Annotated in this window: 22 protein-coding genes and 2 tRNA genes; 14 read left to right on the forward strand and 10 right to left on the reverse strand. The window is 32.3% G+C overall.

What is annotated here, in order from left to right:
- Positions 1-16: 16 nt before the first annotated feature.
- From HNV08_RS14430 to HNV08_RS14440, 3 genes are all read right to left on the reverse strand, one after another.
- The gene (locus HNV08_RS14430) at positions 17-1111 is read right to left on the reverse strand and encodes an energy transducer TonB (protein ID WP_173282066.1); all 1095 of its coding nucleotides are present in this window, start codon (positions 1109-1111) and stop codon (positions 17-19) included.
- A 23-nt stretch (positions 1112-1134) separates the two neighbouring features.
- Positions 1135-1896 carry an alpha/beta fold hydrolase gene (locus HNV08_RS14435; RefSeq protein WP_173282067.1) on the reverse strand — a complete coding sequence of 254 codons (762 nt, stop codon included), beginning with the start codon at positions 1894-1896 and terminating at the stop codon, positions 1135-1137.
- Between the two features lie 128 nt (positions 1897-2024).
- Entirely contained in the window at positions 2025-2738 is a 714-nt protein-coding gene (locus tag HNV08_RS14440; protein WP_173282068.1) for a pyridoxine 5'-phosphate synthase, read from the reverse strand.
- A 90-nt stretch (positions 2739-2828) separates the two neighbouring features.
- On the opposite strand from HNV08_RS14440, the gene HNV08_RS14445 reads away from it, so the two are divergent.
- The 9 genes from HNV08_RS14445 (at position 2829) to HNV08_RS14485 (ending at position 11570) form a co-directional block, all read left to right on the forward strand.
- Positions 2829-3485: a CBS domain-containing protein gene (locus tag HNV08_RS14445; RefSeq protein WP_173282069.1), complete on the forward strand. Its 657-nt coding sequence runs from the start codon at positions 2829-2831 to the stop codon at positions 3483-3485.
- Positions 3486-3566: 81 nt separating this feature from the next.
- On the forward strand, positions 3567-4445 hold the full coding sequence (locus HNV08_RS14450) for an NAD kinase (RefSeq protein ID WP_173282070.1): 879 nt from the start codon (positions 3567-3569) through the stop codon (positions 4443-4445).
- A gap of 112 nt (positions 4446-4557) precedes the next feature.
- A complete protein-coding gene (gene porG, locus HNV08_RS14455) occupies positions 4558-5247 on the forward strand; it encodes a type IX secretion system protein PorG (protein WP_173282071.1) in 690 nt (229 codons plus the stop codon).
- A 1-nt stretch (position 5248) separates the two neighbouring features.
- Positions 5249-5989, forward strand: a complete 741-nt coding sequence (locus tag HNV08_RS14460; protein ID WP_173282072.1) for an isoprenyl transferase — start codon at positions 5249-5251, stop codon at positions 5987-5989.
- Positions 5961-8540, forward strand: a complete 2580-nt coding sequence (bamA, locus tag HNV08_RS14465; protein WP_173282073.1) for an outer membrane protein assembly factor BamA — start codon at positions 5961-5963, stop codon at positions 8538-8540. The genes HNV08_RS14460 and bamA overlap by 29 nt, the downstream gene beginning before the upstream one ends.
- 138 nt (positions 8541-8678) lie before the next feature.
- Entirely contained in the window at positions 8679-9803 is a 1125-nt protein-coding gene (locus tag HNV08_RS14470) for an OmpH family outer membrane protein (protein WP_241697237.1), read from the forward strand.
- A 41-nt stretch (positions 9804-9844) separates the two neighbouring features.
- Positions 9845-10345 carry an OmpH family outer membrane protein gene (locus tag HNV08_RS14475; protein WP_173282074.1) on the forward strand — a complete coding sequence of 167 codons (501 nt, stop codon included), beginning with the start codon at positions 9845-9847 and terminating at the stop codon, positions 10343-10345.
- Positions 10346-10409: 64 nt separating this feature from the next.
- Positions 10410-11189, forward strand: coding sequence for a glutamate racemase (murI, locus tag HNV08_RS14480; protein WP_173282075.1), 780 nt, complete (start codon positions 10410-10412; stop codon positions 11187-11189).
- A 33-nt stretch (positions 11190-11222) separates the two neighbouring features.
- Positions 11223-11570 (forward strand): GTPase, encoded by a 348-nt coding sequence (locus HNV08_RS14485; RefSeq protein ID WP_173282076.1) that lies wholly within the window; start codon positions 11223-11225, stop codon positions 11568-11570.
- 6 nt (positions 11571-11576) lie between these two features.
- Here the strand turns inward: HNV08_RS14485 and HNV08_RS14490 are convergent, their stop codons facing one another.
- The 5 genes from HNV08_RS14490 to HNV08_RS14510 all read right to left on the reverse strand — a co-directional run bounded on the left by HNV08_RS14490 (position 11577) and on the right by HNV08_RS14510 (position 17019).
- Positions 11577-12092 carry a gamma carbonic anhydrase family protein gene (locus HNV08_RS14490; protein WP_173282077.1) on the reverse strand — a complete coding sequence of 172 codons (516 nt, stop codon included), beginning with the start codon at positions 12090-12092 and terminating at the stop codon, positions 11577-11579.
- Between the two features lie 127 nt (positions 12093-12219).
- Positions 12220-12414 carry a 30S ribosomal protein S21 gene (rpsU, locus tag HNV08_RS14495; RefSeq protein WP_173282078.1) on the reverse strand — a complete coding sequence of 65 codons (195 nt, stop codon included), beginning with the start codon at positions 12412-12414 and terminating at the stop codon, positions 12220-12222.
- Between the two features lie 110 nt (positions 12415-12524).
- Complete coding sequence (locus HNV08_RS14500; RefSeq protein WP_173282079.1) at positions 12525-13388, reverse strand: sigma-70 family RNA polymerase sigma factor; 864 nt, start codon at positions 13386-13388, stop codon at positions 12525-12527.
- Between the two features lie 116 nt (positions 13389-13504).
- On the reverse strand, positions 13505-16201 hold the full coding sequence (locus tag HNV08_RS14505; RefSeq protein WP_173282080.1) for an AsmA-like C-terminal region-containing protein: 2697 nt from the start codon (positions 16199-16201) through the stop codon (positions 13505-13507).
- A 113-nt stretch (positions 16202-16314) separates the two neighbouring features.
- Positions 16315-17019 carry a queuosine precursor transporter gene (locus HNV08_RS14510; RefSeq protein ID WP_173282081.1) on the reverse strand — a complete coding sequence of 235 codons (705 nt, stop codon included), beginning with the start codon at positions 17017-17019 and terminating at the stop codon, positions 16315-16317.
- Between the two features lie 72 nt (positions 17020-17091).
- Here HNV08_RS14510 and folK point away from each other — a divergent pair, with 72 nt between their 5' ends.
- Entirely contained in the window at positions 17092-18249 is a 1158-nt protein-coding gene (gene folK, locus HNV08_RS14515; protein ID WP_173282082.1) for a 2-amino-4-hydroxy-6-hydroxymethyldihydropteridine diphosphokinase, read from the forward strand.
- 72 nt (positions 18250-18321) lie between these two features.
- On the opposite strand, the gene HNV08_RS14520 is transcribed toward folK, so the two are convergent.
- The gene (locus HNV08_RS14520) at positions 18322-18978 is read right to left on the reverse strand and encodes a class I SAM-dependent methyltransferase (RefSeq protein WP_173282083.1); all 657 of its coding nucleotides are present in this window, start codon (positions 18976-18978) and stop codon (positions 18322-18324) included.
- Between the two features lie 106 nt (positions 18979-19084).
- Positions 19085-19621: an RNA methyltransferase gene (locus tag HNV08_RS14525; protein WP_173282084.1), complete on the reverse strand. Its 537-nt coding sequence runs from the start codon at positions 19619-19621 to the stop codon at positions 19085-19087.
- 184 nt (positions 19622-19805) lie between these two features.
- Here HNV08_RS14525 and mutS point away from each other — a divergent pair, with 184 nt between their 5' ends.
- From mutS to HNV08_RS14545, 4 genes are all read left to right on the forward strand, one after another.
- Positions 19806-22418: a DNA mismatch repair protein MutS gene (gene mutS / locus HNV08_RS14530; RefSeq protein WP_173282085.1), complete on the forward strand. Its 2613-nt coding sequence runs from the start codon at positions 19806-19808 to the stop codon at positions 22416-22418.
- Positions 22419-22513: 95 nt separating this feature from the next.
- A tRNA-Gly gene (locus HNV08_RS14535) sits at positions 22514-22585 on the forward strand.
- Positions 22586-22632: 47 nt separating this feature from the next.
- A tRNA-Leu gene (locus HNV08_RS14540) sits at positions 22633-22716 on the forward strand.
- A 338-nt stretch (positions 22717-23054) separates the two neighbouring features.
- Positions 23055-25859, forward strand: coding sequence for a triple tyrosine motif-containing protein (locus tag HNV08_RS14545; protein ID WP_173282086.1), 2805 nt, complete (start codon positions 23055-23057; stop codon positions 25857-25859).
- Positions 25860-26054: the final 195 nt, after the last annotated feature.

Raw genomic sequence — 26054 nt, forward strand, 5'->3', positions numbered from 1 at the left:
AGTTAAAAAATAATTGTTATTTCTGAACCTGAAATACAATAGGAATAGAAAAAGGCATTATAACTGGTTGGTCTCTTTGAAGTCCAGGTGACATTTTAGGCAATAAATTAATAACCCTTATCGCTTCTTCTGCCAAACCAGGATGTGGTGCTCTTGCTTTTACTTCTGTTACGTTACCTGTTTTGTCTATTTTATAGGTTACAATTATTCTTTGTTTTCCTATTAAATTTAATTTTGTCGCTAATTCTATGTTGAAATTTTTTCCAATAAGTTGGTTTACATGTTTATTCATACACGCTTTTTTGGTTGTGTTCGTTAACATGTCTTCACAACCAGGATAAACCGGAACGCGTTCAATAACACCATCTGCAACTTTTGAAGGTTTTAAAATTCCAATAAATTCAGCTTTACTAGCGATACCATCTTTAAATTTAATTTTTTCGACTTTTTTGCCCTTCGCGTTGTACTTTACCCAAGTATGAGTTAACATGCCATTGGAATAACTGCCTTCCCATTCTAGCACTTTTCCTTTTAAATATCGTTTTTCTTTACCATGCAGCTTTTCGTTTGCCATAGCGCCTTCTAATTTAAGGTCTCCATTTTCATAATAGTTTTTATAGGTTCCATGTCTGTAGCCATCCTTGTAGGTAACTATCCATTCTATTTGTCCGCTTTCGTAATATTTTTTCCATTCGCCAACTAAATCAAATTCTAAGTAAGTAGCTACTATTTCTTTGGCTCCGCTTTCGTAAAAACTTGTAAAATATCCAGATTTTAATTGTCTTTTAGATTCTAGATTTCCACTTTTAAAGAATCTAAAGTTGACATAAATATTGTCTTCTAATTCGGTTTTATGACTAACAATGCCAGTGTCGTAATACGAAACTTGTTCTCTGTTTAATTTGCCGTTGTCATAACTATAAGTTTTAGATATTTGGCCGTTTTTATGATATTGTTTCCATTGACCTACGCGTTTATTGTTTTTGTATTGTCCTTCTTTTTGGAGTTCGCCAGTCTCGTAATAGTCTTTGTACGGTCCATCTGGTTTAGCCTGAGCTTCAGAAAATTGAATGCGTAAAATGCATGCAATTATGATTAGGAGGGATTTCATATGAATCAATTATTTTTTTAAAGTTAAATGAAATTTATGACAGCATCATAAAATTCTTTAGGGTTTTCTGCATGTAACCAATGGCCAGCGTTGGTAATGGTTATAATTTTAGAATTAGGAAAATGACGATGTATAATGGTTTCGTCTGCTTTTGGTATATATTCTGAGCGATCTCCACGTAAAAATAAAGTGTCCTTTTCAAAACTAGCATGTATTGGCAAGGCTTCACCAACTTCAGAAACATTTTCTTTTAAGGCTTCTAAATTTATACGTAGACCTAGTTGCCCTTTTTCTACCCAATATAAATTTTTTAGCAAAAACATGCGTGTGCCAACATCTTGTATGTAGCTGCTTAAGGCTTTATCTGCTTCGCCTCTTGTTTTAATTTGTGTAAAATCTAAACTACTTAGACCTTCTAATATAGCATCGTGATGTACAGGATAGTAGCGCGGTGAAATATCTGCAACGATTAATTTATGTACTAATTCTGGATATTTTGAAGCAAAAAGCATCGCTGTTTTTCCTCCCATAGAATGTCCTAATAATACAATGTCCTTGAGATTATGAGTGTCGCAATAATGTTTTAAATCTTCTGCTAATAGATCATAATCAAACGCATTAGAATGGAAACTACGACCATGATTACGTTGGTCTACAAGGTGTATTTCATAATTAGATTCAGAAAATTGTCTTGCTAAGGTTTTCCAATTGTCTCCCATGCCTAAAAATCCATGTAGAATAATAAATGGTTTGCCTTCTCCTATGATGTTTGAGTGTAGTTTCATGTCGTTTCATTTTTTGCACAAAGGTGCAATGATACATAGTGTTAATTAATAAAGTGTGGTGTTAATACTAAGTAAATTATAGAATTTTCTCAATGTAATGAGCGCTATGTCTATCTATTAGTATGGTCTTATTTTAGTTTTTCTAAATACTTACCTATAACATTCTCTATTCCTAGATATAGGCTTTCGGCAATTAGCGCATGTCCAATAGATACTTCTAATAATCCATTGATATGGTCTTTAAAAAACTTAATGTTTTCTAGAGATAAATCATGCCCAGCATTAATGCCTAGGTCTAAGCTATTTGCTAGTTCTGCACATTCAGAATACGGCTTAATAGCGTCCATATTACCTAAACTATATTGATGCGCAAAGGCTTCGGTGTATAGTTCAATTCTATCCGTTCCTGTGGCTTTGGCACCTTCAATTTGTTGTAATTCTGGATCTACAAATATTGATGTTCTAATACCGTTGTCTTTAAATTCTTTAATGACGTCTACTAAAAAATCTTTGTGTTTTATGGTGTCCCAACCAGCATTAGATGTAATGGCATCTATAGAATCTGGTACTAAAGTAACTTGCGTAGGCTTTATGTTTAGTACCATATCTACAAATTTAGGAATGGGATTTCCTTCAATATTGTATTCTGTATAAACCTCTGTTTTTAAATCATAAGCGTCTTGGTAACGAATATGTCTTTCGTCTGGTCTTGGATGAATTGTAACGCCTTCTGCTCCAAATCGCTGAACATCTTTTGCAAACTGAACTACATTTGGTACATCACCACCACGACTATTTCTAAGGGTTGCAATTTTATTAATATTTACACTTAACTTGGTCATAGTTATAAATTTTGAAGAACAAAAATACAAACAAGTGCATGCTTTTTGTGGGTTTTTTTGATTAATTTGCAGCGTAATAAATTTTGCATAATGGAGCTTCAAAATTTTGTGATTAATGACATAAAACCGTTGCGTATCACTGATAAAATTAGTGATTTAAAAATGCTGTTCAATCAGCTAACGTATTCTCATATTCCTGTTGTAAAGGATAACGTTTATATGGGTTGTATTTCAGAAACAGATGCCCATTGTTTTGAGGGTAGTATTACAATTGAAGATTGTGCTTATGCAATTGAAGGCTTTTTTGTAAGACCGATGACCAACTGGTTAGATGTATTAGAATCTTTTGCGCAAAATGATTCTAATATAATGCCGATTTTAGATGAAAATAATAAATATCTTGGCTATTATGAGCTAAACGATATTATTCATCTTTTTAATGAAACGCCATTTTTTGCAGAACCTGGTGGTATTTTAATTGTAGAAAAAGGCATAAATGATTATTCATTTAGTGAAATTAGCCAAATAGTAGAGTCTAATGACGCCAAGCTCTTAGGCGCATTTGTTTCTAAGATGGATGGTGATTTAGTGAGAGTAACGCTTAAAATAAGTAATTCTAGCATCAATGAAGTTATTCAAACCTTTAGACGATATAGTTATAATATTGTATCTGGCCATGAGGATGATTCTTATGTTGAAAGTTTAAAGGAACGCTCAAAGTATTTAGATAAATACCTTAACATGTAAAGACAAAAAGGCGCTTTTACATTGATTCTGTAAATAGGAAATGAAAGCGACTTAAAGTGATTAGGAATAATAAAAATAAGCATGAAAGTAGCAATTTACGGTCAGAATTATGTTAAAGAAACTACACAAAAGGCAGTAGAGCAACTACTTGATGTTTTATTGAATAAAGACGCTAATGTTTTTTTTGAACGCGAATTTTTAACGACTCAGAGTTCTGCGGTTCAAAATAATGCTAGCGTACAAATATTTGATGCGCTAGATGCATCTTATGATCTATTGGTTAGTGTAGGTGGTGATGGTACAATTTTAAGGGCAGTGACTTATGTTAGAGATTTAGGGATACCAATTGTTGGTATTAATACTGGGCGTTTAGGATTTTTAGCGACCATACAAACAGAAGATATAGAAACAGCCTTAACTGAAATTTTTAAAGGAAAATATAAAATATCAGAACGTTCACTGTTGAGCGTGTCTACAGACCCTGAACATAAGGATATACTAAAAACAAACTTTGCCCTTAATGAAATCGCAATAAGCAGAAAAAACACCACCTCCATGATCACAGTAGATACGCATCTTAACGATATGTATTTAACGTCTTATTGGGCAGATGGTCTTATTTTATCGACACCTACAGGATCAACCGGTTATTCGTTAAGTTGCGGCGGACCAGTAATTACGCCAGACGCTAAGAGTTTTGCTATAACGCCAATTGCACCTCATAATTTAAGTGCTAGGCCATTAATAATACCAGATAATACAACAGTAAAATTAAAAGTGAATGGAAGAGAGGATCAATTTTTAATGTCTTTAGACTCTAGAATTGTGACCCTGTCTAACACCACGTTTGTAACCATAATGAAAGCAGATTTTGTGGTAAAAATGGTAGAGCTATTAGATGAATCATTTTTAGAAACACTTCGAAAAAAATTACTTTGGGGAGAAGATCGACGCAACTAAATAATTAAGAATAACAATAAATACCTTAAAAATCAGTTAATCTGTAATACATTTTGTGTCAAATTGTTTCACAAAAATCTTAATTGTTATATTTGCAAACTTTGAAAAATTTATGAGGTATTTTTTTCTATTTTTATTAAGTGCTTTTTTGGTTAATTCAACTGACGCTCAAATCTATGAGGTTGGTATTTTTGCTGGTGGAAGTAATTTTATTGGAGACGTAGGATCTAGTAAGTATATTTCGCCAAATCAACCAGCTTTTGGTGCCTTAGTTAAATGGAATAGAAGTCCAAGACATTCTTTTAGGGCTTCTGTAATATTTACAGATTTAAATGGAATTGATGGAAAATCAGATGATCCAAGACGCATAGAAAGAGGTTATGAATTTAGTGCTAATATTATAGAGATTTCTGCAGGTATGGAATTTACCTTCTTAGATTTTGATTTGCACACTAGCGGAATGAAAGGTACACCATATTTGTACTCAGGGATTTCAATGGCAAATCATGATAATTTTTATTTTTCGCCAGCAGGTGAGATTACCTCAGAAAACACAAGCAGTTGGGCGTTTGGAATTCCTATGGTTATTGGTTATAAAACCAATATTTCAAACCAATTAATCTTAGCAGCAGAAATAGGAGCTAGGTATACATTCTCAGACGAATTAGATGGTAGTATGCCAGATTCTGAGTATAGAGAGCAGTATAGTTTTGGAAACATTAATAATAATGATTGGTATATGTTTACAGGATTTACATTAACTTACACCTTTGGTAGACGACCTTGTTATTGTAATTTTTAAAATGAGTATTAAAGAACAAATAAATAAAGACAAACTTCCTAAGCATATTGCTGTAATAATGGATGGTAACGGACGATGGGCTAAGCAACAAGGTTTAATAAGAGCTATAGGTCACGAGAACGGTACAAAATCTGTAAGGGAAACGGTTGAAGCTAGTGCAGAATTAGGTATAAAACACCTAACGCTCTATGCATTCTCTACAGAAAACTGGAACAGACCAAAACTAGAAGTGCAAACTCTAATGAAACTTTTAGTAAAATCTTTAAAGAAAGAAATTAAAACATTACAAGATAACGGAATAAAGCTGTCTGCTATAGGGTCTCTTAAAGATCTTCCTAAAAAAGCCCATACAGAACTGTTAGATGTTATAGAAAAGACAAAAAATAATGAAAATATGACATTAACCTTGGCTTTAAGCTATGGTTCTCGTGAAGAAATTGTTAATGTTATTAAAGAATTGTCAGTTAAAGTTAAAAATAATATAATTTCTTCTGAAAGTATTGATGAATCAATTATAAATAAGCATCTTTACACGCAAAATTTACCAGACGTAGACTTACTTATTCGCACAAGTGGAGAACAACGTATTAGTAATTTTTTGCTTTGGCAGATCGCCTATGCAGAATTATATTTTACAGATATTTTATGGCCAGATTTTAAAAAAGAAAATCTATATGAGGCAATCGTAAATTATCAAAACAGAGAACGAAGATTTGGAAAAACAAGCGAACAACTTACCTAATAATTCAGTTTTGAATTCATTTTTTAAACTTTTTTGTACCCTATTACTATTTACAATATCAATTGCTAGTAATGCCCAAGTAGAAGGAGGAGAAACCTATTTAATCAAAGAGATTTCTGTTACGGGAAACACTAATTTTAGTGCACAAACTATTATTGCTTATTCCAAATTAAGAAAGGACGAAGAAATACAAGTAGGTGGAGAAAAAATTGCTAATGCTGTAAAAACGTTATGGAAATCTAACCTATTTAGTAGCATAGATATTTATGTTACTAATATTGATGGTAGTACTGCCGATCTAGAAATTCAGTTAATAGACTTGCCAGAGCTAAAAGACCTTAGCATTGAAGGTGTAAAGAAAAACAAGAAAGACGAAATTATTTCTGAAAATAAGTTAAAGGCAGGTACTAAAGTCACTGAGAACTTAATCGCTACGACAAAAAATTACCTGACAAATAAATATAGAAAAAAAGGATTTTTAAATACTAAAGTAAAAATCTCAACAACTCAGGTTGTAGACTCTGTAGAGAAGGAGCGTGTTAATATGAATATAGATATTAGCAAAGGAGAGAAAGTAAAAATAGAGGCAATTACTTTTGATGGTAATGACAAAATCTCGGATAAGAAGCTTCGCAAAGCGATGAAAAACACAAAGCAGAAAAGCCTTAGCCCTTTGAGAATTATAAAACGCTCTAAGTATATTGAAGATGATTTCAGAACGGATTTAGTAACGTTAATAGATTACTACAAAGAAAATGGTTATAGAGATGCCAGAGTTATATCAGATTCAATTACATATTTAGACGAAAAAACTATAAACCTAAATATTAAGGTTGAAGAAGGTGAGAAGTATACATTTGGTAAAATAACCTTTGTAGGTAACACAGTATATTCAGATAGACAATTAGCCTTAGTATTAGGTATCAAAGAAGGTGATACGTATAATGGAGTAGAATTAAGAGAGCGTATTGCAGATGATACAAATCCAGATGCACAAGATATCACTAATTTATATCAAAATAACGGTTATATGTTCTCTACTATAAATCCAGTAGAAGTTAGTGCAGAAGGTAATGTTATTGATATGGAAATCCGTATTTCTGAAGGAAAACCAGCTTACTTTAATAATGTAACTATAGTAGGTAATGATGTCACGAATGATCATGTTATTTATAGAGAGATTAGAACACGTCCAGGAGAATTATATAGAAAATCAGATATAATTAGAACCATTAGAGAACTAGGACAATTAGGATTTTTTGATGCACAGCAAATTGCACCAAACATTAAGAACCCAAACCCAGTAGATGGTACATTAGATGTAGAATATTCAGTAGTAGAGCAAGGTTCTAGTCAAATTCAGCTACAAGGTGGTTATGGTGGAGGAGGTTTCATTGGTACGTTAGGATTATCATTTAATAATTTCTCAATCAAAAACCTATTTAATAAAGATGCTTATGTGCCAGTGCCTCGAGGTGATGGTCAAAGTTTAGCCTTAAGACTACAAGCGAGTCAGTATTTTCAAACCTATAGTTTTTCATTTAGTGAACCTTGGCTAGGTGGTAAAAAACCATATCAGATGTCAACATCGCTATCACATTCTAAACAGTTTTTGTATGATTCATCAACAGGTACTGCAGATAAGAGTAGAAGCTTTAATATTACAGGCTTAACATTTGGTTTATCTACCAGGTTATCAAAACCAGATGATTACTTTTTGTTATCTCAAGCTTTAAGTTTTCAGCATTATAACCTAAATAACTATACCACAAGCTTATTTACCTTTGGTGATGGTACATCTAATAACTTGTCGTACACTATTGGTTTAAGTCGAAGTGATTTAAGAATAGATCCAATATTCCCAACAGGAGGATCAAGTTTCAATATCTCTGCTAAATTCTCATTCCCTTACTCTTTAGTTAATGGTGTAGACTATGGCGCTTTAATAGAAGAAAGAGATGGATTAGATGCGTCAGATGCTAGTGATTTTGAACGTATAGCAGAAATTGATCAAGAACGTTTTAAATGGTTAGAATTTTATAAAATTAAATTTAAGGCAGATTGGTATCAGTCGTTAACAAAAAAGTTTGTTTTAAAGCCTAGTGTAGAGTTCGGATTCCTTGGTGCATATAACAATGATAGAGGTGTAATTCCTTTTGAGCGTTTCTTTGTTGGAGGAGATGGTTTGGCCAATTATTCATTAGATGGAAGAGAGGTTATTCAGTTACGTGGTTACCCTAATCAATCATTGTCAGACACGGATGGTGGTTCTATATACAGCAAATTCTCTTTAGAATTACGTTATCCAATTACATTAGCCGCTCAAGCTAAAATCTATGCTTTATCATTTTTAGAAGCAGGTAGTTCTGTAAATACGTTTAGGGATTTTGATCCTTTTAACCTTCAGAGATCTGCCGGATTTGGTCTAAGAATCTTTATGCCAGCCTTTGGTTTACTAGGTATTGATTTTGGTCATGCGTTTGATGAAGCGCCTTATGGTGCCTCAGTAAAAAGATGGGAAACTCACTTCATAATTGGTCAGCAATTTTAAGTTTGGCACGATATTTTCTAATAGTAAATTAAGAAATCATCATGGTGTTAAAATTTTTAAGAATTTATTTCGTTAAATTTGAACATTAGTAACTATAAACTAAAATGATTTATAGTTACCATAAAAATGGCTCAAAACATGAAAACAAAAGTGATGAATTATAAAGTTCTTTTTTTATTAATTATTATAGGTTTCTTTGGCTTTAATGCAAATGCGCAACGTGGTGTAAGAATAGGATATATAGATACAGAGTATATATTACAAAACGTACCAGAATATCAAGAAGCTTCTGCGCAGTTAGATCAAAAAGTTTTAGGATGGAAATCCGAAATAGAATCAAAACTTAATATTATTGCACAGAAGAAAAAAGAGTTAGATAACGAAAGTGTTCTTTTAACAAAAGAATTGTATGATGAACGCTATGAAGATATAACTTTTGAGGAAGCTGAGGTTTTAGATTACCAACAAAAAAGATTTGGGCCTAATGGCGATTTAATGATACAAAAACGTCAATTAATTGAGCCTATACAAGATCAAATTTTTGCAGCAGTACAAGATATTGCAGAAACAGGGGAATATGATTTTGTGTTTGATAAATCGGCAGATGTGGTAATGCTATATTCAGCAGATCGCTATGATATAAGTGAGCGTGTTTTAAAAACGATAACAAGAACATCTAAACGTACACAAGCAAAAAATAAAAAGGAACGAAAAGAATTAGAAGAGGAAGAAGTTGTGCCTACAGTGAGTGCTGGGAAAGATGATAGACAAAAAGCGTTAGAAGAGCGCAAAGCAAAGCGCGAGGAGCAATTAGCAGCTGCGCGTGCAGAGCGTGAAAAAGCAGCGGAAGAAAGAAAGAAAGCGCAACAAGAGTTAAGAGATAAAAAGAAAAAGGAAGCTGAAGAGCGTCGCCAAAAAGCGATGGATGAGAGAAACGCAAAAACTGAAGCAGTAAGTAAAATAAATACTTCAGAAAAAGATTCAGTTTCGCAATCAAATAAATCAGCGATAAAAATAGACAGTACATTGGCTAAGGGCGTTGTAAAAAAGGATTCTATTAGTTCAAAAACACCAAAAACAGCAGCGGAAATAGCTGAAGCAAAACGGTTACAAAAACTAAAAGAAAGAGAAGCGCGTCAAAAAGCACTAGAAGATAGAAAAAAGAAAATTATAGAAGACCGTAAAAAAGCGCGAGAAGAGCGAGAAAGACAAGTGAAAAAGAATGATTCTATAGCTAAGGCAAAAGCAAAAAATAACGATTAAACAATAAATAATTTATAACACACAAATACAATTAACAAACAATGAAAAATTTAAAATCACTTTTATTTGCAGCAGTACTATTTATAGGTGCTACTGGTTTTACAGCAGCACAAAGTAAAATTGCACATATCAATAAACAAGAGCTAATAAAGGCTATGCCAGAATATGCACAAGCTCAAGCTGAAATTGAAAAATTAGGAAAAACTTATGAGGCAGAAATTCAAGGATCTTACAAAGAATTAGATGCTAAGTACAAGCAGTATAATGCCGAAGCAGAATCTAAAACTGAGGAGGAAAATTTAGCACGTATGCAAGAAGTTGAAGGTATGAAACAAAGTTTAGGTCAATACCAACAACAAGCTCAAAAGCAGTTGCAAGAAAAAGAATTTAATCTTTTAAAGCCAATTGTTGAAAAAGCAGATAACGCTATTAAGGCTGTAGCTAAAGCTCAAGGTTTTCAATACGTTGTAGATGAAGCTATGTTAATCGTTGCTGAGGGTAAGGATATTATGGCAGATGTAAAAAAACAATTAGGTATGTAATCCTAAAATAAAATAAACAAACAGAAAGTCGCTTATTATTAAGCGACTTTTTATTTTTGTATTAATGAGTAAACATCCTATTGGCATATTTGATTCTGGTATTGGAGGGACATCAATCTTCAAGGAAATTCATGCTTTGTTACCAAATGAGAACTGTATTTATTTAGCAGATAGTAAAAACGCACCTTATGGTGATAAGTCAAAAGATGAGATTCTTCAACTCAGTATAAAGAATACGGAATATTTAATAAATCAAAATTGTAAAATTATCGTTGTGGCTTGTAATACAGCTACCACCAATGCTATTAATCAATTACGGGAAAATTATAGTATTCCTTTTATTGGTATTGAGCCAGCAATAAAACCAGCGGCTTTAAACACGCAGACCAAGGCGGTTGGAATATTGGCAACAAAGGGGACTTTAAGTAGTCAACTCTTTCATAAAACCACAGATTTATATGCATCTGGTATAAAAGTGATAGAACAAGTAGGCGAAGGGATTGTACCACTAATAGAATCGGGTAAAGTGGAATCTAAAGAGATGCAAGATCTTCTAGAAATGTATTTAAGTCCTATGTTAGAACAAAATATTGATTATTTAGTGTTAGGGTGTACGCATTATCCTTACCTTATTCCAATGCTATCTAAAATGCTTCCTGAGGATGTTAAAATTATTGATTCAGGGTTGGCTGTAGCAAAACAAACCCAATCTGTATTGTCTGCTCATAATTTATTGAATGCTTCTGAAATGAAGCCAAATATTAACCTGTTCTCTAATGGGAATGTGGCTGTTTTAAATTCTATTTTAGACCATAAATTCAATGCTTCTTTTTTAGAATTCTAGTAAGGAATTATCATTTAGTTGCACTAATGCAACATGAAATTACTTTTTATTTACAATGCTAATTCTGGGAAATTAAACGCTTTGTTTGATATTGGTCATAAATTAATTAGCCCTTCCACTTATGCCTGTAGTCTCTGTGCATTAACGCATGATGTTTTTAAGGAAAATACACAATGGAAAAATTTTAAAGCGAATAGTGGCTACGAGATGGCATTTTTCCATAAAGATGAGTTTGAATCTAATTTCCCAAACGTAAAGGTTTTGTATCCGACGGTTCTAAAATTAAATGAGAAAGGGGTTTCTACCGTTTTAAGTGCTGATGTTTTAAACCAAATTTCAAATGTTGATGAATTGATAGGGCAGTTAGACCAAAGGCTCTAAAAGAACTTAGTCTTTAAACCAACTTGAATACTCTACGTAATTATTAGCAATTCTATCAATTTCTCCTGAGATGAGTTTTTTACTAATGTCTTTAACTTTTTTTGCAGGCACACCAGCATAAATGCTCCCAGATTCTACGGTTGTGTTTTTTGTGACTACAGCACCAGCCGCAATAATGCTATTGCTTTCTATAATACAGTCGTCCATTATAATGCTTCCCATACCAATCAATACATTATCTTTTATAGTACAGCCGTGTACAATGGCATTATGGCCAATGGATACGTTATTTCCTATTGTAGTTGGCGATTTTTGATAAGTTGCATGGATCACGGCGCCATCTTGTATATTAACTTTATTACCAATTTTTATAAAATGGACATCGCCTCGTAGTACAGCATTAAACCATATACTACATTGTTTTCCTAGGGAAACTTCTCCAACAATTGTGGCATTTTCTGCGACATAACAATCGTCTGGTATTTGTGGTTGATGTCCTCTAACTGCTTTAATAATTGGCATAATGTGAAATTAATTTTGATTAAAAATACTCAAGAAATATTGAAAAATTAAATTACGACAAATTATGGCATAAAAAAAAGAGTAGCACAAATGCTACTCTTTTATAAAAACTTTATAATTGAGAAAACTATACGTTTGCAGCGTCTCTTAAACCTTGAATGTATTCTGCTTTTTGAATTTCTCTTCTTCTCTTTACAGAAGGCTTAGTGAAATAACGCGATTCTCTAAGGTTTTGCATAATTTGCACATTTCTGTGTTTACGCTTGTAACGTTTTAAAGCACGTTCTATATTTTCTCCTTCTTTGATTTCGATTTTAATCATTATCGATATATTTTTATTAACTAATTCTTGCAAATGGTCGGCAAATATATGCTAACTATTTGAGAATAAAAAATTAAATGCGTCTTTTAGGCATTTATTTTTAATCTCCTTTATCCTAAATACGTTTTTAAGATTTTACTCTTACTAGCATGTCTTAATCTTCGGATCCCTTTTTCTCTAATTTGTCTTACTCTTTCTCGAGTTAAATCATAGATGCTTCCAATTTCTTCAAGCGTCATTGGTGGTTGATCTCCAATACCAAAGTTTAAACGAATCACATCACTTTCTTTTTGAGTAAGTGTTTCTAAAGCGCGTTCTACTTCTGTATTTAAAGACTCTTTCATTAATGCTTTGTCTGGTCTTGGTGATTCACCAGAACTTACAACATCATATAAACTAAACGTTTCGCCGTCTTTTAATGGCGCATCCATTGATAAATGACGACCAGAATTTTTCATTGACTGCTTTACTTCACGCTCGCTAATATCAAGCTCTCTAGCAATTTCGTCAGCGTTTGGTGGTCTTTGGTTAATTTGCTCTAAGTGAGAAAATGCCTTATTTATTTTATTAATTGTACCAATTTTATTTAATGGTAAGCGAACAATACGCGATTGCTCAGCTAATGCTTGTAAAATGGCTTGTCTAATCCACCATACCGCATAAGAAATAAATTTAAAACCTCTAGTTTCATCAAATCGTTTTGCTGCTTTTACCAAACCTGCATTACCTTCATTAATTAAATCTGGTAATTTTAAACCTTGGTTTTGATATTGTTTTGCAACAGAAACAACAAATCTTAAGTTGGCTGTTGTTAGTTTGTCTAATGCTGCTTGATCACCGTTTCTAATTAGCTGTGCTAATTCTACTTCTTCATCTGCAGTAATCAATGGGATTTTACTTATATCTTGTAGATATTTATCTAAAGATTTATCCTCTCTATTGGTAACCTGCTTGGTGATTTTTAACTGCCTCATATATCCTATTTAAAATTTAGTGAACCTTCAATGTAACTTTATAATTAAGAAAAACAAGTATATAGGTGAATATTAACACATTTTAGGTTAAAATACTTGTTTTTAACGTTAAACGGTTAGTTTTTTGTGGAGTCTTGTGCTTTTGTGTCAGTATTTTTTTTCTTACCACTTAAGAGTCCACCCAAGATATTATTGACACCTTCTTTAACTTTATCTGCCGCTTCTTGCTTTGTGTTTTCTTCTTTTGTTGGTGTCGTTGTCGTTGTAGAATCTGTTTGGGTTGTATTAGAGTTTCCGCCTAAAAGTCCACCAATTAAATCCGTAACTTTATCTTTTCCGGTGTTAATTAATTTTTGCTTTTCAATCTCAATTAATTGCTTTGTTAAGTTGGTTACACCTGAGGTTAAATCAGTTTTTATATTTGGGCTTGTAAAGGAACCACCAATATTTGCCGTAACCGGAATAGTTAAATTACTGACTTCGCTATCATTTATCTTACCTATTAATTGATTGACATCACTTCCTAAATATTTTGCAGGCACTTGCAAAACAGCACTATAATTCATAGTGTTTGAAAAACTATGAGAACCAGAAACTTCAATAGGAATATCTTTATAATTAATAGTGAATGGTTTTACAGCAACTTGTCCGTTTTCAAAACTTAATTTTGTTTTAAGGTCTTTTAAATCGAGTTTACTAAAGTCTATAAAATCTAATTTGCTATCTAAACTAGAAAGTAATGGACTATTAGTAGCATCAATATTATTGGTTAATATATCTGCAATGGCGCTACCAGAAATAGAACTTAAATCTGGTAAAAAACTACTATCTAATAAACCACTAACATCTATTGTAGAATTTAATTTTCCTTGCAGCACTTTAGCAATAGGTGCTAAAGCTTTCAACATATCTAAATCTTTAAAGGATTGTGAAATATCAAAATTCTGCATGGCTAAACTCATATCAAAAGCAGGTTGAGCCTCTTTTGTAGATACATTACCAGATAAGCCTAATTGACCATTAAAAATATCCGTAGTCATGTTTTTTAAGGTAGCACTTTGGTCTTTAATTAATAACTGCCCTTTTACATTTTTCAGGTTTAGATTATCGTAAATAACCGTTTTTGCATTGGCAGTTATGGTGCAATCTAAAAAATCTGGAATCTTTAACGATTCGGTTGTAGATGTAGTTTCAGAAGGTGTTTTAGTTGTGCCTGTTGTTTCGGTTGCAGGTTCTTCCTCAGACATAAAATCTGAAAGGGCAAACGTATTAGAATTCAGGTTAAAATTCCCTTCTAATTTTTTATCGCTTAATAAGAAACCTAATAAATTATTAATGGTTCCTGTGGCAGAAAAATCACTTTTTCCGGTTAAGGCATCAAATTTATTTAAGCTTACCGTTCCTGGTTTAAAAGATAAATCTGCTGTATTTATTTGAACAGGATTTAGAATATCTTCCGAAGAAAATATAAAATTACTCATCGATACATTACCAGTATTTTTAATACGTTGATAAGCATTCGTTTCAAGAGCATTCATATCAAAAGCGGTAGTGATATTGGCTTTTAAAATACCACTCAATTCATTTTCTAATTCAACAGGATAGGCTTTGGTAATGTTTGCTAAATTTAAAACACCGTCTAATTTGGCATCAATTTGTTGATTGGTCGTTAAGTTTTTCACATGAATTTCCGACTTAAAAATGTCTTCATCAATTTGAAAATTAAGCTTATCAATATTTACAAACGTATCATCTACATTTCCGGTTGTGTTTTTTACAGAGGCATCAATAGCAATGTTTCTTACACTTTTTGGTAGGTCTGGATATTTAAATGATGCATTGGTTGCGTTTAAATTAATATCTAACGTCGGAATTGTTTCTTCTGAAACCAATCCTTTTACGATACCATTAACCGTAAAGTTTCCTGTGGTGCTTACATTTTCTATATCCTTGGCATAGGCTTTTGGTATTACTGCTAAGAAATCTTTAAAAGAGGCTTCTGGGTTTTTAAATGTAATATCCATTTGTTGCCCAGCTTCTACCATTTGAATATAACCATCAAACTCAAGTGGAAGTGCATTTATATAACCTTTATTTTCTTTAAAGGTGTATTTCTGTTGGTCTAAATCTAAATCTATAAGCGCATCTAATTTTATACTATTGTTGCTAAAATATTCAGTGCTATCCATTGCAAAAGTAATGTTAGCTTCTGTATTGGTATCTAATTGAGACGTGCTACCAGAGAAAATTCCTGTTCCGCCGTGATTAATTTCTGTGAGGTAAAATTTTAAATCTGAAGTATCATCGATATAAGTAAAAGCACTATTGTTTAATTCGTAGTGGTCTATGTCAAAACTAAAACCTGCAGCACTCTCTGATTCTGTTGTTGCCTCTGTTTCAGCTGATTCGCTTTCCTTAACAATATCATAATTTACTGCACCTGTTTTATTGGTTTTAATAACAAGTAGCAACTCATCTGCAATGATTTCGTTAACTTCTAAGGGCTCTTCTGTTCCTTTTAATAATTGCGTCATTCCCATTTCAAACGATAATGATTTTGCAACCAGTAAATTTTCGCCTTCAAAAGGTGCTCTATTGGTGATTTTTAAATTTTCTACGCTCACTTCAGCTTTAGGAAAACTACTAATTAAGCTTAAGCTAATATCATCAAAAGATAAATCTGCATCTAAATTTTCATTGGCATAATTCTGAACAATGGTGTCTATTTTAGATTCTAAAACAAAAGGTATAGCGATAAGAATTGCAATGAAAATAAGTAATACAATTCCGATAATTTTTAAAAATTTCTTCATAAGGTCTATTTGTAGGTTTTTAAAACAGCGTCTTTATAGGATATACGCAAATTTCTGCATAAAAGTTGCTGTGAGTGTCAAGTTTAAGAAGATTTTAATGTTTTGGTTAACCGTTACAGTAAATTTATTTCCTCATTTACGTTGAGCTTAAAACGTTTTCTAAACAAAAACACGCCAAGATATAACAATGGTGTATCTAACATGGCGATTAAAACTTTGAACAGAAAGCCGCTAATAAGTAAGCCTTTGAAGTTTTCCCAAGGTATAATTCCGAAACTACAGAGTAAAACAAGTATGGTAAATGTGTCTACAAATTGCGAAAACCATGTAGAAAAATTATTTCTTAGCCACAAGTGTTTGCCTTTGGTTAATCGTTTCCAGAAATGGTAAATCTGAATATCCACAAACTGCGCAAACAAATAAGTAACCATACTAGCGAAAACCGCTAGTGCAGTATTGCCAAAAACCAATTTAAAAGTACTATCGTCTACATAAGACCATGAGGTAGCAGGTACGTTTGAAGCGGTATAAATAATTAATAACGAAAATAATGAGGCAAATATGCCAACAATAACAATGTCATTGGCGCGTTTTTTACCATAAATCTCGCTGATTAAATCTGTGATAAGAAACGTAATAGGATACGGTAAAATACCTACTGAAATTTCAAATAACTTAGAACCAAATATTTCAAGGTCAAAAGGATGCCAGTAAAAGAATTTTTGAAAAATTAAATTTGAAACTACGAGCGATGTGATAAAAAGTCCACCAAGAACGAAGTAAATACGTTGGGCTAAAAGCTTGTCTTTTAATGACATTGAAAATGGTTAATAAATAGTTTCCGTAAAGGTAAAGTTATAAAAATTGTTTTAGTTATTTTGTTGATTCAAATGAAACCGACCAAAATCACTCACATAGCATTAGGAAGTAATAAAGGCAACAAATTGCAATATTTGCAAGCTGCTGTAGATGCTATATTTGAAAAAATTGGTGCGGTTAAAAAGATTTCTAAAGTTTATAAAACACCAGCTTTAGGCTTTGAAGGCGATGATTTTTACAACGCATGTATCATCGTAGAAACCGAATATAGACCAAAGAAAGTTTTAAAGTTGCTTCAAACAATTGAAGTAGAGTTAGGACGAGAATCTAAAACTACTAACGGTTATGCATCGCGAGAAATAGATTTGGATATTTTATTTTTTGAAGATGAAATTATAGACGAAAAAACTTTAGTGATTCCGCATCCACAGTTGCAGCATCGTAAATTTGTGTTGCAACCGCTTTTAGATATTACTAAAGATTTTAAGCATCCTATTTTAGATAGAACACTAGAGTTGTTGCTACTAGAATGTGTTGATGAGTCTGTTATTGAACCCATAAATATCTGGCTTAAAAATCCAAGAAAATCTTATAGCTTTACCGACTACAATTATATCGCAATTGAAGGTAATATTGGTGCCGGAAAAACAAGTTTAACTAACAAGATTTCTAAAGATTTTAATGCGAAACTTATTTTAGAACGTTTTGCGGATAATCCGTTTTTACCAAAATTCTACAAAAATCCAGAACGCTACGCATTTACCTTAGAAATGTCTTTTTTGGCAGACCGTTTTCAGCAAATTAGTGATGATTTATCGCAATTAGACCTATTTAAAGATTTTATGGTTAGCGATTACGACGTTAATAAATCGCTCATATTTTCTAAAATCACATTGCCAGAAGACGAATTTAGACTATACAGAAAACTGTTTTACCAAGTCTATAAGGATATTGCAAAACCAGATTTGTACGTCTATCTCTACCAAAACACAGAGCGTTTACAACGAAATATTAAGAAACGCGGACGCAACTACGAGAAAAATATAAAGGATGATTATCTAAAAAAAATTAATTCAGGTTACTTAGAGTTTTTAAAAAGTCAGCCAGAAATGAATGTGAAAATCATAGATATTTCTGATAAGGACTTTGTGAAAAATCGTGAGGACTATTTGTGGTTGTTGGGCGAGATTAATGAAGTTTCAGTAAGCAGTAAGCGGTTGGAAGTGTGAAGTAATTAGTCTGAAGTTGGATTCATAAATTAAAATTACGCTTTGTCATTCTGAACTCTTTTCAGAACCTACTTATAAGCTATAAAGCGTAGTCACAATAACTCCTTTATTATCCTTTGGAATTATTTCATTTAAAATTTTCATTTCTTTTACTTTTAAATAAAAAGGAGCAGCCAGTACATCTGCACCACTTTGTTTTTTAATCCTGATGCCTTGACCTGAAATAATATCTTTATTGGGTTCAAAATTTCCAATAGGTAAATGTTCGGTTAGAATCACATAATTGTAATTTGAAAGTTTATGCACCACTTTCAAAATTTCAGTATTAGATAAATGTTGTAATACTTGTCTTAGTATAATGCAATCGGCTTTTGGTAAGTTATCTTCAACAATATTTAAGCAGTGGAATTCTAAATTTTCAGCTTTAAATAATTTTTTGTTGCGTTCAATGAGGTTCTCTACGATATCAATTCCAATATATTTTTTGGTGTATTGCGTAAGTTGTTTTCCAATATTAAAATCGCCACAACCTAAATCGCAAACGGTAAGTGAATTTTTATGTGATTGCAAAAATGTAGACACAGCATCTAAATAAGGTACTACAATATGAGCATCATGAGAGCCAAAACCTGAGTAAAAATCAAAGTCTTTTCCGCCCCAAAGATGTAAATCATAAATCTGATTCATGACGTCTTTAGTTGGCCAAGGTGTCTTTGTTTTCTTTTTCATATTTTGTCATTCCTGCGAAGGCAGAAATCTTTTTGTTTGAAATAATGTGGATTCCTGCCTTTGCAGAAATGACAGTACTGAGTGAAAGTCTTCCTTTTGGGAAGATTTAGATGGGCTTCTTCATTTTACTAAACACATCCCAAATCACAACACCGCAACTCACTGAAATATTCAAAGAATGTTTGGTGCCATATTGTGGAATTTCAATCACAACATCACTAGCATTAACCACATTTTGGTCTACACCTTTAACTTCATTACCAAACACAAATGCATATTTTTTATTGGGTTGAGGTTCAAACGCATTGAGCATTGTGGCGTTTTCGGCTTGTTCAATTGCACATATGTTTACGTTTTCAGCTTTTAGCTTTTCAATAATGTCTATAGTGTTTTCAATATATTCCCAATCTACAGTTTCCGTGCTTCCTAAAGCGGTTTTTCTAATGTCGTTATGAGGTGGTTGTGCGGTAATGCCACAGAGATAAATTTTTTCAATTAAAAAAGCATCACTCGTTCTAAAGACCGAACCAATATTGTTTAAACTTCTAATATTATCTAGAATAATAATGATAGGCGATTTTTTAGCGTCCTTAAATTCGGAAACTTCTAATCGGTCTAATTCTTCGTTTTTTAGTTTACGCATTTTTGTAGTTTAGGAGACCTCGCAGGTTTTAAAAACCTACAAGGTCAGTGAAAGCAACGTTATCAACAGCTGTAAATAACTTCTAGTCTTTCGGTTTTAATAAGCCTCAAAATATAAGTAATTTAGCAAACTTGCAATTCTGAAATAATTCAGCACAAAAGTATAATTTAAAACGCGATTTCCATTGGCAAAAAAGGCAAAAAAAGTAACACCGTTAATGAAGCAGTATAATGCCATTAAGGTAAAATATCCTGATGCTTTATTGTTGTTTCGTGTGGGCGATTTTTATGAAACTTTTGGTAGTGATGCTGTAAAAGCGTCTAAAATCCTCGATATTATTTTAACCAAGCGTGGTGCTGGTAGTGAAAGTGAAACCGAATTAGCAGGTTTTCCGCATCATTCCTTAAATACCTATTTGCCAAAATTGGTAAAAGCAGGTGAGCGTGTGGCTATTTGCGACCAATTAGAGGACCCAAAACAGACTAAAACCATTGTGAAACGAGGCGTTACGGAATTAGTAACACCAGGAGTTGCGCTTAATGATGATATTTTACACTCTAAATCTAATAACTTTTTAGCAGCTGTTTATTTTGAAAAACAACGCATAGGTATCGCTTTTTTAGATATTTCAACAGGCGAGTTTTTAACCTCTCAAGGGAATACTGAGTATATTGATAAATTGCTTCAAAATTTTAAGCCGAGTGAAGTATTAATTTCAAAACAAAGCCGAAAAGTGTTTTCTGAAACTTTTGGAAATGATTTTCATACGTTCTATCTGGAAGATTGGGTGTTTCAAGCCGATTACGCCAATGAAACTTTAACCAAGCATTTCAATACGAAAACATTGAAAGGGTTTGGTATTGAAGATTTGTATGAAGGGATTATCGCTTCTGGTGTTGTATTGCATTATTTAGGCGAAACACGTCATAATAAATTAGAGCATATTGCTACGATTTCGAGAATTGCAACGGACGATTATGTGTGGATGGATAAATTCACGATTCGGAATCTAGAACTATACCATTCTACCAATGCTAATGCGGTAAAGTTAATTAACGTGATTGATAAAACGATTTCCGCAATGGGAGGACGTACTTTAAAACGTTGGTTGGCCTTACCACTTAAGCATGCCGAAAAAATAAAACAACGTCATGAAGTTGTTAAGTATTTATTGGAAAATGAAAGTGTGCTTCAAGATATTCAAGGACAAATAAAACAGATTGGTGATATTGAACGCTTAATTTCGAAAATTGCCACGACTAAAGTGAGTCCTCGTGAAGTGATTCAACTTAAAAATTCTTTAGATGCTATTGTTCCTATAAAATCGGTTGCCGAAACTTGTGAGAATGAAGCCTTAAAAATTTTAGGCGATAATTTACATCGCTGTGATTTGCTTCGCGAAAAAATAAAGGAAACTATAAACGAAGAAGCACCAGTAAATATTTTAAAAGGGAGTACGATTGCTACAGGTTTTTCTGCGGAATTAGACGAACTAAGAGGCTTATCGCAATCAGGTAAAACCTATTTAGATAATATGCTAACGCGCGAAAGTGAGCGTACAGGAATTACCTCTTTAAAGATAGCATCTAACAACGTGTTTGGCTATTATATTGAAGTGAGAAATGCTCATAAAGATAAGGTTCCTGAAGAATGGATACGTAAGCAAACATTAGTAAATGCAGAGCGTTATATTACCGAAGAACTCAAAGAATACGAAGCAAAAATATTAGGTGCTGAAGAACGTATTTTGGCCATTGAACAACAATTATTTGCAGAATTGGTGACGTGGATGCATCAGTTTATAATTTCTGTGCAGCAGAATGCACAGTTAATAGGTCAGTTAGATTGCTTGTGTGGTTTTGCAAGTTTGGCTAAAATGAATAAATACACCTATCCGCAAATTGATGATAGTTATGATTTAGACATAAAAGAAGGTCGTCATCCTGTTATAGAAAAGCAATTACCTATTGGTGAGCCATATATTGCTAACGATTTGTTTTTAGATAGAGATGCGCAACAAATTATAATGATTACAGGTCCTAATATGTCTGGTAAATCGGCTATTTTAAGACAAACCGCTTTAATTGTATTGTTAGCGCAAATAGGAAGTTTTGTGCCTGCAGCAGAAGCTAGAATCGGTTTAGTGGATAAAATATTTACCAGAGTTGGTGCTAGTGACAATATTTCTATGGGCGAATCTACATTCATGGTAGAAATGAATGAAACAGCTTCGATTCTTAATAATATATCTGATAGAAGCTTGGTGCTTTTAGATGAAATAGGAAGAGGAACGAGTACCTATGATGGTATTTCCATCGCTTGGGCCATAAGTGAGTATTTGCATGAGCATCCATCGAAACCAAAAACATTATTTGCTACACATTACCATGAACTTAATGAAATGTGTGAAACATTTGGTCGGATTAAAAATTTCAATGTAGCGGTAAAAGAATTAAAAGACAATGTGCTTTTTGTTAGAAAATTGGTTGAAGGTGGAAGTGAGCATAGTTTTGGTATTCATGTAGCAAAAATGGCAGGAATGCCTCAACAAGTCATTAGACGAGCTAATAAAATTTTATCAAAATTAGAAAAATCGCATTCCAGTGAAGAGCTAACGGATAAGGTAAAAAGTATTAAGGACGATTTGCAATTAAGCTTTTTTAATCTCGATGATCCTCTTTTAGAGGAGATTAAAGATGAAATATTGCATACAGATATAGACACATTAACACCTGTTGAAGCCTTAATGAAGCTCAATGAAATAAAACGAATGTTACTTAAGAAAAAGCAAGCTTAAAATTTTTTTAATTTATTTTTAAAAAAGGCTTTGCAATTCTAAGAAATATTATAAATTTGCATCCGCTTTGAAAGCGAAATAGTTCTTTAAAAACTGCGAAAGTAGCTCAGGGGTAGAGCATCACCTTGCCAAGGTGGAGGTCGTGGGTTCAAATCCCATCTTTCGCTCTATTCATTAAAAATATACCAATTTGATTGCAGTCTGTAATCAAGATGCTGAAGTGGTGGAATTGGTAGACACGTTGGACTTAAAATCCAATGTCCATTAGGACGTACGGGTTCAAGTCCCGTCTTCAGTACTGAACCTCCTTTGTTTAACGACATTGGAGGTTTTTTTATGCTTTTTTGTATGGTTTTTGATGGTCAATTGCTAATAAATCACATTTTATTTTAAGTGTATGATTCTGATTAAAACATTAGACGCTGTCCTGAATTAGCGTGTTTTTGAAAACCTAATGTCATTTATGTACAAATTTGAATTATGTATTGTAGTGGCACTACAATCTTGCTCGTAAGTACTACAAAAAAGAGTTTGTCCTTTTATTTATCTAACTTAGTACCTTAACATTAAATTTCGGATATAGATTTCTTCGTAATTTTATACTATTAAAATGTAGCCCTTAAGGTGTTCGTGGCCATGCAGTATATTAAATATTTTTTATTCATAATTTTTGCATTATTCAGTGTAATTCTGAATTCGCAAGAATTTCCTCCTATTCAAGTTTTTGCTCCTAATGATTATGGAGCAGAAGATCAAAATTGGAAAATATCTCAATCAATGGATAATTATATCTATGTGGCTAATAATAAAGGCTTATTAGAATATGATGGTGCCACATGGAATGTCTATGATTCGCCTAATAGTGGAATTTTAAGATCAGTTAGAGTAGTTGGTAATAAGATTTACACTGGAGGATACATGGATTTTGGGTATTGGACAAAAAATAATGAAGGTACAATGTTGTACACTTCCTTAAAACATGCTTTAACTACAAAAATTAAGGAGGATGAAGACTTTTGGAGTATAATTGATTTAGAAGGGTTTGTGTTGTTTCAATCCTTTGATAGGATATATGTTTATAATACGGCAAATTCAAGTGTTTCCATTATTGAATCTGAAGCTAGGATTAATAAAATGTTTAAAGTAGGAGATGCTATTTATTTTCAGAAAACAGGCGTTGGTGTTTTTGAGATTATAAATGGTGTTCCAGAAATGATACTATCATCTGAGATTATTAATTCTAATGTATTGGTGAATATTTTTAAGGCAGATAATGGCTTATTGTTACAAACACAATCTAACGGTTTTTATACTTTTAATAATCATGAAATAGCGAAATGGGAGACACCTTCAAATAGTTTATTATCTACATTAAGTGTTTATAGTAGTATAAAACTTAAAAATGGAGGTTATATGATAGGTACTATTTCAAATGGTATCGTTCAATTAGATAAACATGGAAATGAACTCCTGAGAATTGACCAAAATTATGGCTTAAGTAATAACACTGTATTATCGATGTTAGAAGATAATTATGGTAACATATGGCTAGGGCTCGATAATGGTATTAACGTTATAAATATTAACTCTCCATTTAGGGTTTATAAAGATAAGCAAGGAGAGTTGGGTACAGTTTACACGTCTGCAAAAGTAAATGAAGTGATCTATTTAGGTACTAATCACGGGTTGTTTTATAAGTTAATAGATTCAAAAGAGAAATTTAAATTTGTTGAAGGCACTGAGGGTCAAGTTTGGAATTTATCTGTAATTAATGACACGCTGTTTTGCGGACATGATAGTGGTACTTTTATTATAGAAGGGTTTTCAGCAAGCAAAGTTTCTAGTGAATTAGGAACATGGATTATTAAGGAAATTGATAGCGCTCCAAATTTATTGATACAAGGAAATTATCGTGGTTTAAATATTTTAGAAAAAATTAATAATCAATGGCGTCATAGGAATAAAATAGCAGGATTTAATATTTCTTCAAGATATATAGAATTTATTTCGTCTAATGAGCTATTGGTAAGTCATGAGCATAAAGGGGTTTATAAAATTAAAATAGATGATGCTTTTAGACGCATAACAAACCTTAAGGAGCTGCCAGTAAATAAAGGTGTGAAATCCAGTATTGTGCGCTACAATGAAAAGGTGTTGTATGGTTTTAAAGAAGGGGTTTTTGAATATGATGATAAAAAAGAATTGTTCCAAAAAGATTCAGTTTTATCTTCAGTTTTTAGTGCAGATCACTATGTGTCTGGTAAACTAATAAGTGATGAAAAAGAAAATAAATTATGGGGATTTACACAGAATGAAATAGTTTGTATTTCTCCTGGTAATTTAACACATAAACCAAAAATTGATAAAATAGCCATTTCAAGTATGGCTCGGAAAACAAAATCTGCCTTTGAAAACGTATTAAATTTAGGGAACAATTACTATCTCATCGGAACTACTGAAGGATACTTAGTAATGGATTTAAACAAGTTTATTGATAAGGCCTTAGATATTAAGCTAAATACTGTGTTTTGTGGAAATTTACCAAACGCATTAGTGCCAATTGATACACATAAAACGGATGTTTTTAAAAATAAATCCAATAATATCAAATTTAATTATAGTGTAGCTAATTTTAATAAGTTCATAACCTCGAAATATCAATATAAGCTCACAGGGATTTATGATGAATGGAGTGATTGGTCTGCAGAACCTGAAGTGTTTTTTAAGAACTTACCTCATGGTGATTATACGTTTGAAGCTAGAGCAAAGACAGGAGGCGAAGTTTCTAATACACGTATTACATATAGTTTTACTATAGAGAAGCCTTGGTATTTAAGGTCTATTGCTATAATTACTTATTTTTTACTCGCTTTGCTATTTATTTATATCCTGTTTTATTTTAATAGAAAACATTATAAAAAAATTCAGAAAAAACTAATAGAAAAGAAGCAGCGACAGCTAGAAATAGAGCAATTAGAAAATCAACGCCAATTAATTCAATTCAAAAATAAGAATCTACAGCTTGATATTGAAAATAAAAATAGAGAGTTAGGTATGGCAACAATGAATTTAGTAAAACGTAATGAGTTGCTTGGAAGTATTAAAAATGAGTTGTCAAAAAGCAAATCCTTAAACGAGGTTGGGAAAGTAATAAAAACAATAAACTCAAGTATCAATGATACGAGTGATTGGGCTTTGTTTGAAAAAGCATTTAATAATGTTGATAAAGATTTTATGCAACGGATAAAAGCACTTCATCCAACTATTACTCCAAACGATTTAAGACTATGTGCATATTTGAGATTAAATCTGTCTTCAAAAGAAATTGCGCCACTACTAAATATATCTCATAAAAGTGTTGAGGTGAAGCGCTATCGTTTAAGAAAAAAGCTTGATTTAGATCACAAACAGAGTTTAACAAACTATATCATTGAACTGTAGAGCCTATACATCTGCAAAAAACACCTATACATTACCTATACATTTCTATTATTTTTGACTTTTTGAAATGTAATTGTTAATTATTGTTAAAACCTTAATAATTGTAAGAAATCTATAATTTAAGGGTGTTTCTGTTGTGGTATTGTTATTTTTTACTGAATTAATTTATTATGTATGTTTTTTGTATAGTATTAT

It is taken from the genome of Winogradskyella eckloniae (assembly GCF_013249045.1).
GTDB classification, from domain to species: domain Bacteria; phylum Bacteroidota; class Bacteroidia; order Flavobacteriales; family Flavobacteriaceae; genus Winogradskyella; species Winogradskyella eckloniae.

Bases quoted from the DNA above. Each gene is read 5' to 3' on its own strand.
- HNV08_RS14430 (WP_173282066.1), bottom strand. From the start codon at position 1,111: ATGAAATCCCTCCTAATCATAATTGCATGCATTTTACGCATTCAATTT.
- HNV08_RS14435 (WP_173282067.1), bottom strand. From the start codon at position 1,896: ATGAAACTACACTCAAACATCATAGGAGAAGGCAAACCATTTATTATT.
- HNV08_RS14440 (WP_173282068.1), bottom strand. From the start codon at position 2,738: ATGACCAAGTTAAGTGTAAATATTAATAAAATTGCAACCCTTAGAAAT.
- HNV08_RS14445 (WP_173282069.1), top strand. From the start codon at position 2,829: ATGGAGCTTCAAAATTTTGTGATTAATGACATAAAACCGTTGCGTATC.
- HNV08_RS14450 (WP_173282070.1), top strand. From the start codon at position 3,567: ATGAAAGTAGCAATTTACGGTCAGAATTATGTTAAAGAAACTACACAA.
- porG (WP_173282071.1), top strand. From the start codon at position 4,558: ATGAGGTATTTTTTTCTATTTTTATTAAGTGCTTTTTTGGTTAATTCA.
- HNV08_RS14460 (WP_173282072.1), top strand. From the start codon at position 5,249: ATGAGTATTAAAGAACAAATAAATAAAGACAAACTTCCTAAGCATATT.
- HNV08_RS14470 (WP_241697237.1), top strand. From the start codon at position 8,679: ATGAAAACAAAAGTGATGAATTATAAAGTTCTTTTTTTATTAATTATT.
- HNV08_RS14475 (WP_173282074.1), top strand. From the start codon at position 9,845: ATGAAAAATTTAAAATCACTTTTATTTGCAGCAGTACTATTTATAGGT.
- murI (WP_173282075.1), top strand. From the start codon at position 10,410: ATGAGTAAACATCCTATTGGCATATTTGATTCTGGTATTGGAGGGACA.
- HNV08_RS14485 (WP_173282076.1), top strand. From the start codon at position 11,223: ATGAAATTACTTTTTATTTACAATGCTAATTCTGGGAAATTAAACGCT.
- HNV08_RS14490 (WP_173282077.1), bottom strand. From the start codon at position 12,092: ATGCCAATTATTAAAGCAGTTAGAGGACATCAACCACAAATACCAGAC.
- rpsU (WP_173282078.1), bottom strand. From the start codon at position 12,414: ATGATTAAAATCGAAATCAAAGAAGGAGAAAATATAGAACGTGCTTTA.
- HNV08_RS14500 (WP_173282079.1), bottom strand. From the start codon at position 13,388: ATGAGGCAGTTAAAAATCACCAAGCAGGTTACCAATAGAGAGGATAAA.
- HNV08_RS14505 (WP_173282080.1), bottom strand. From the start codon at position 16,201: ATGAAGAAATTTTTAAAAATTATCGGAATTGTATTACTTATTTTCATT.
- HNV08_RS14510 (WP_173282081.1), bottom strand. From the start codon at position 17,019: ATGTCATTAAAAGACAAGCTTTTAGCCCAACGTATTTACTTCGTTCTT.
- folK (WP_173282082.1), top strand. From the start codon at position 17,092: ATGAAACCGACCAAAATCACTCACATAGCATTAGGAAGTAATAAAGGC.
- HNV08_RS14520 (WP_173282083.1), bottom strand. From the start codon at position 18,978: ATGAAAAAGAAAACAAAGACACCTTGGCCAACTAAAGACGTCATGAAT.
- HNV08_RS14525 (WP_173282084.1), bottom strand. From the start codon at position 19,621: ATGCGTAAACTAAAAAACGAAGAATTAGACCGATTAGAAGTTTCCGAA.
- HNV08_RS14545 (WP_173282086.1), top strand. From the start codon at position 23,055: ATGCAGTATATTAAATATTTTTTATTCATAATTTTTGCATTATTCAGT.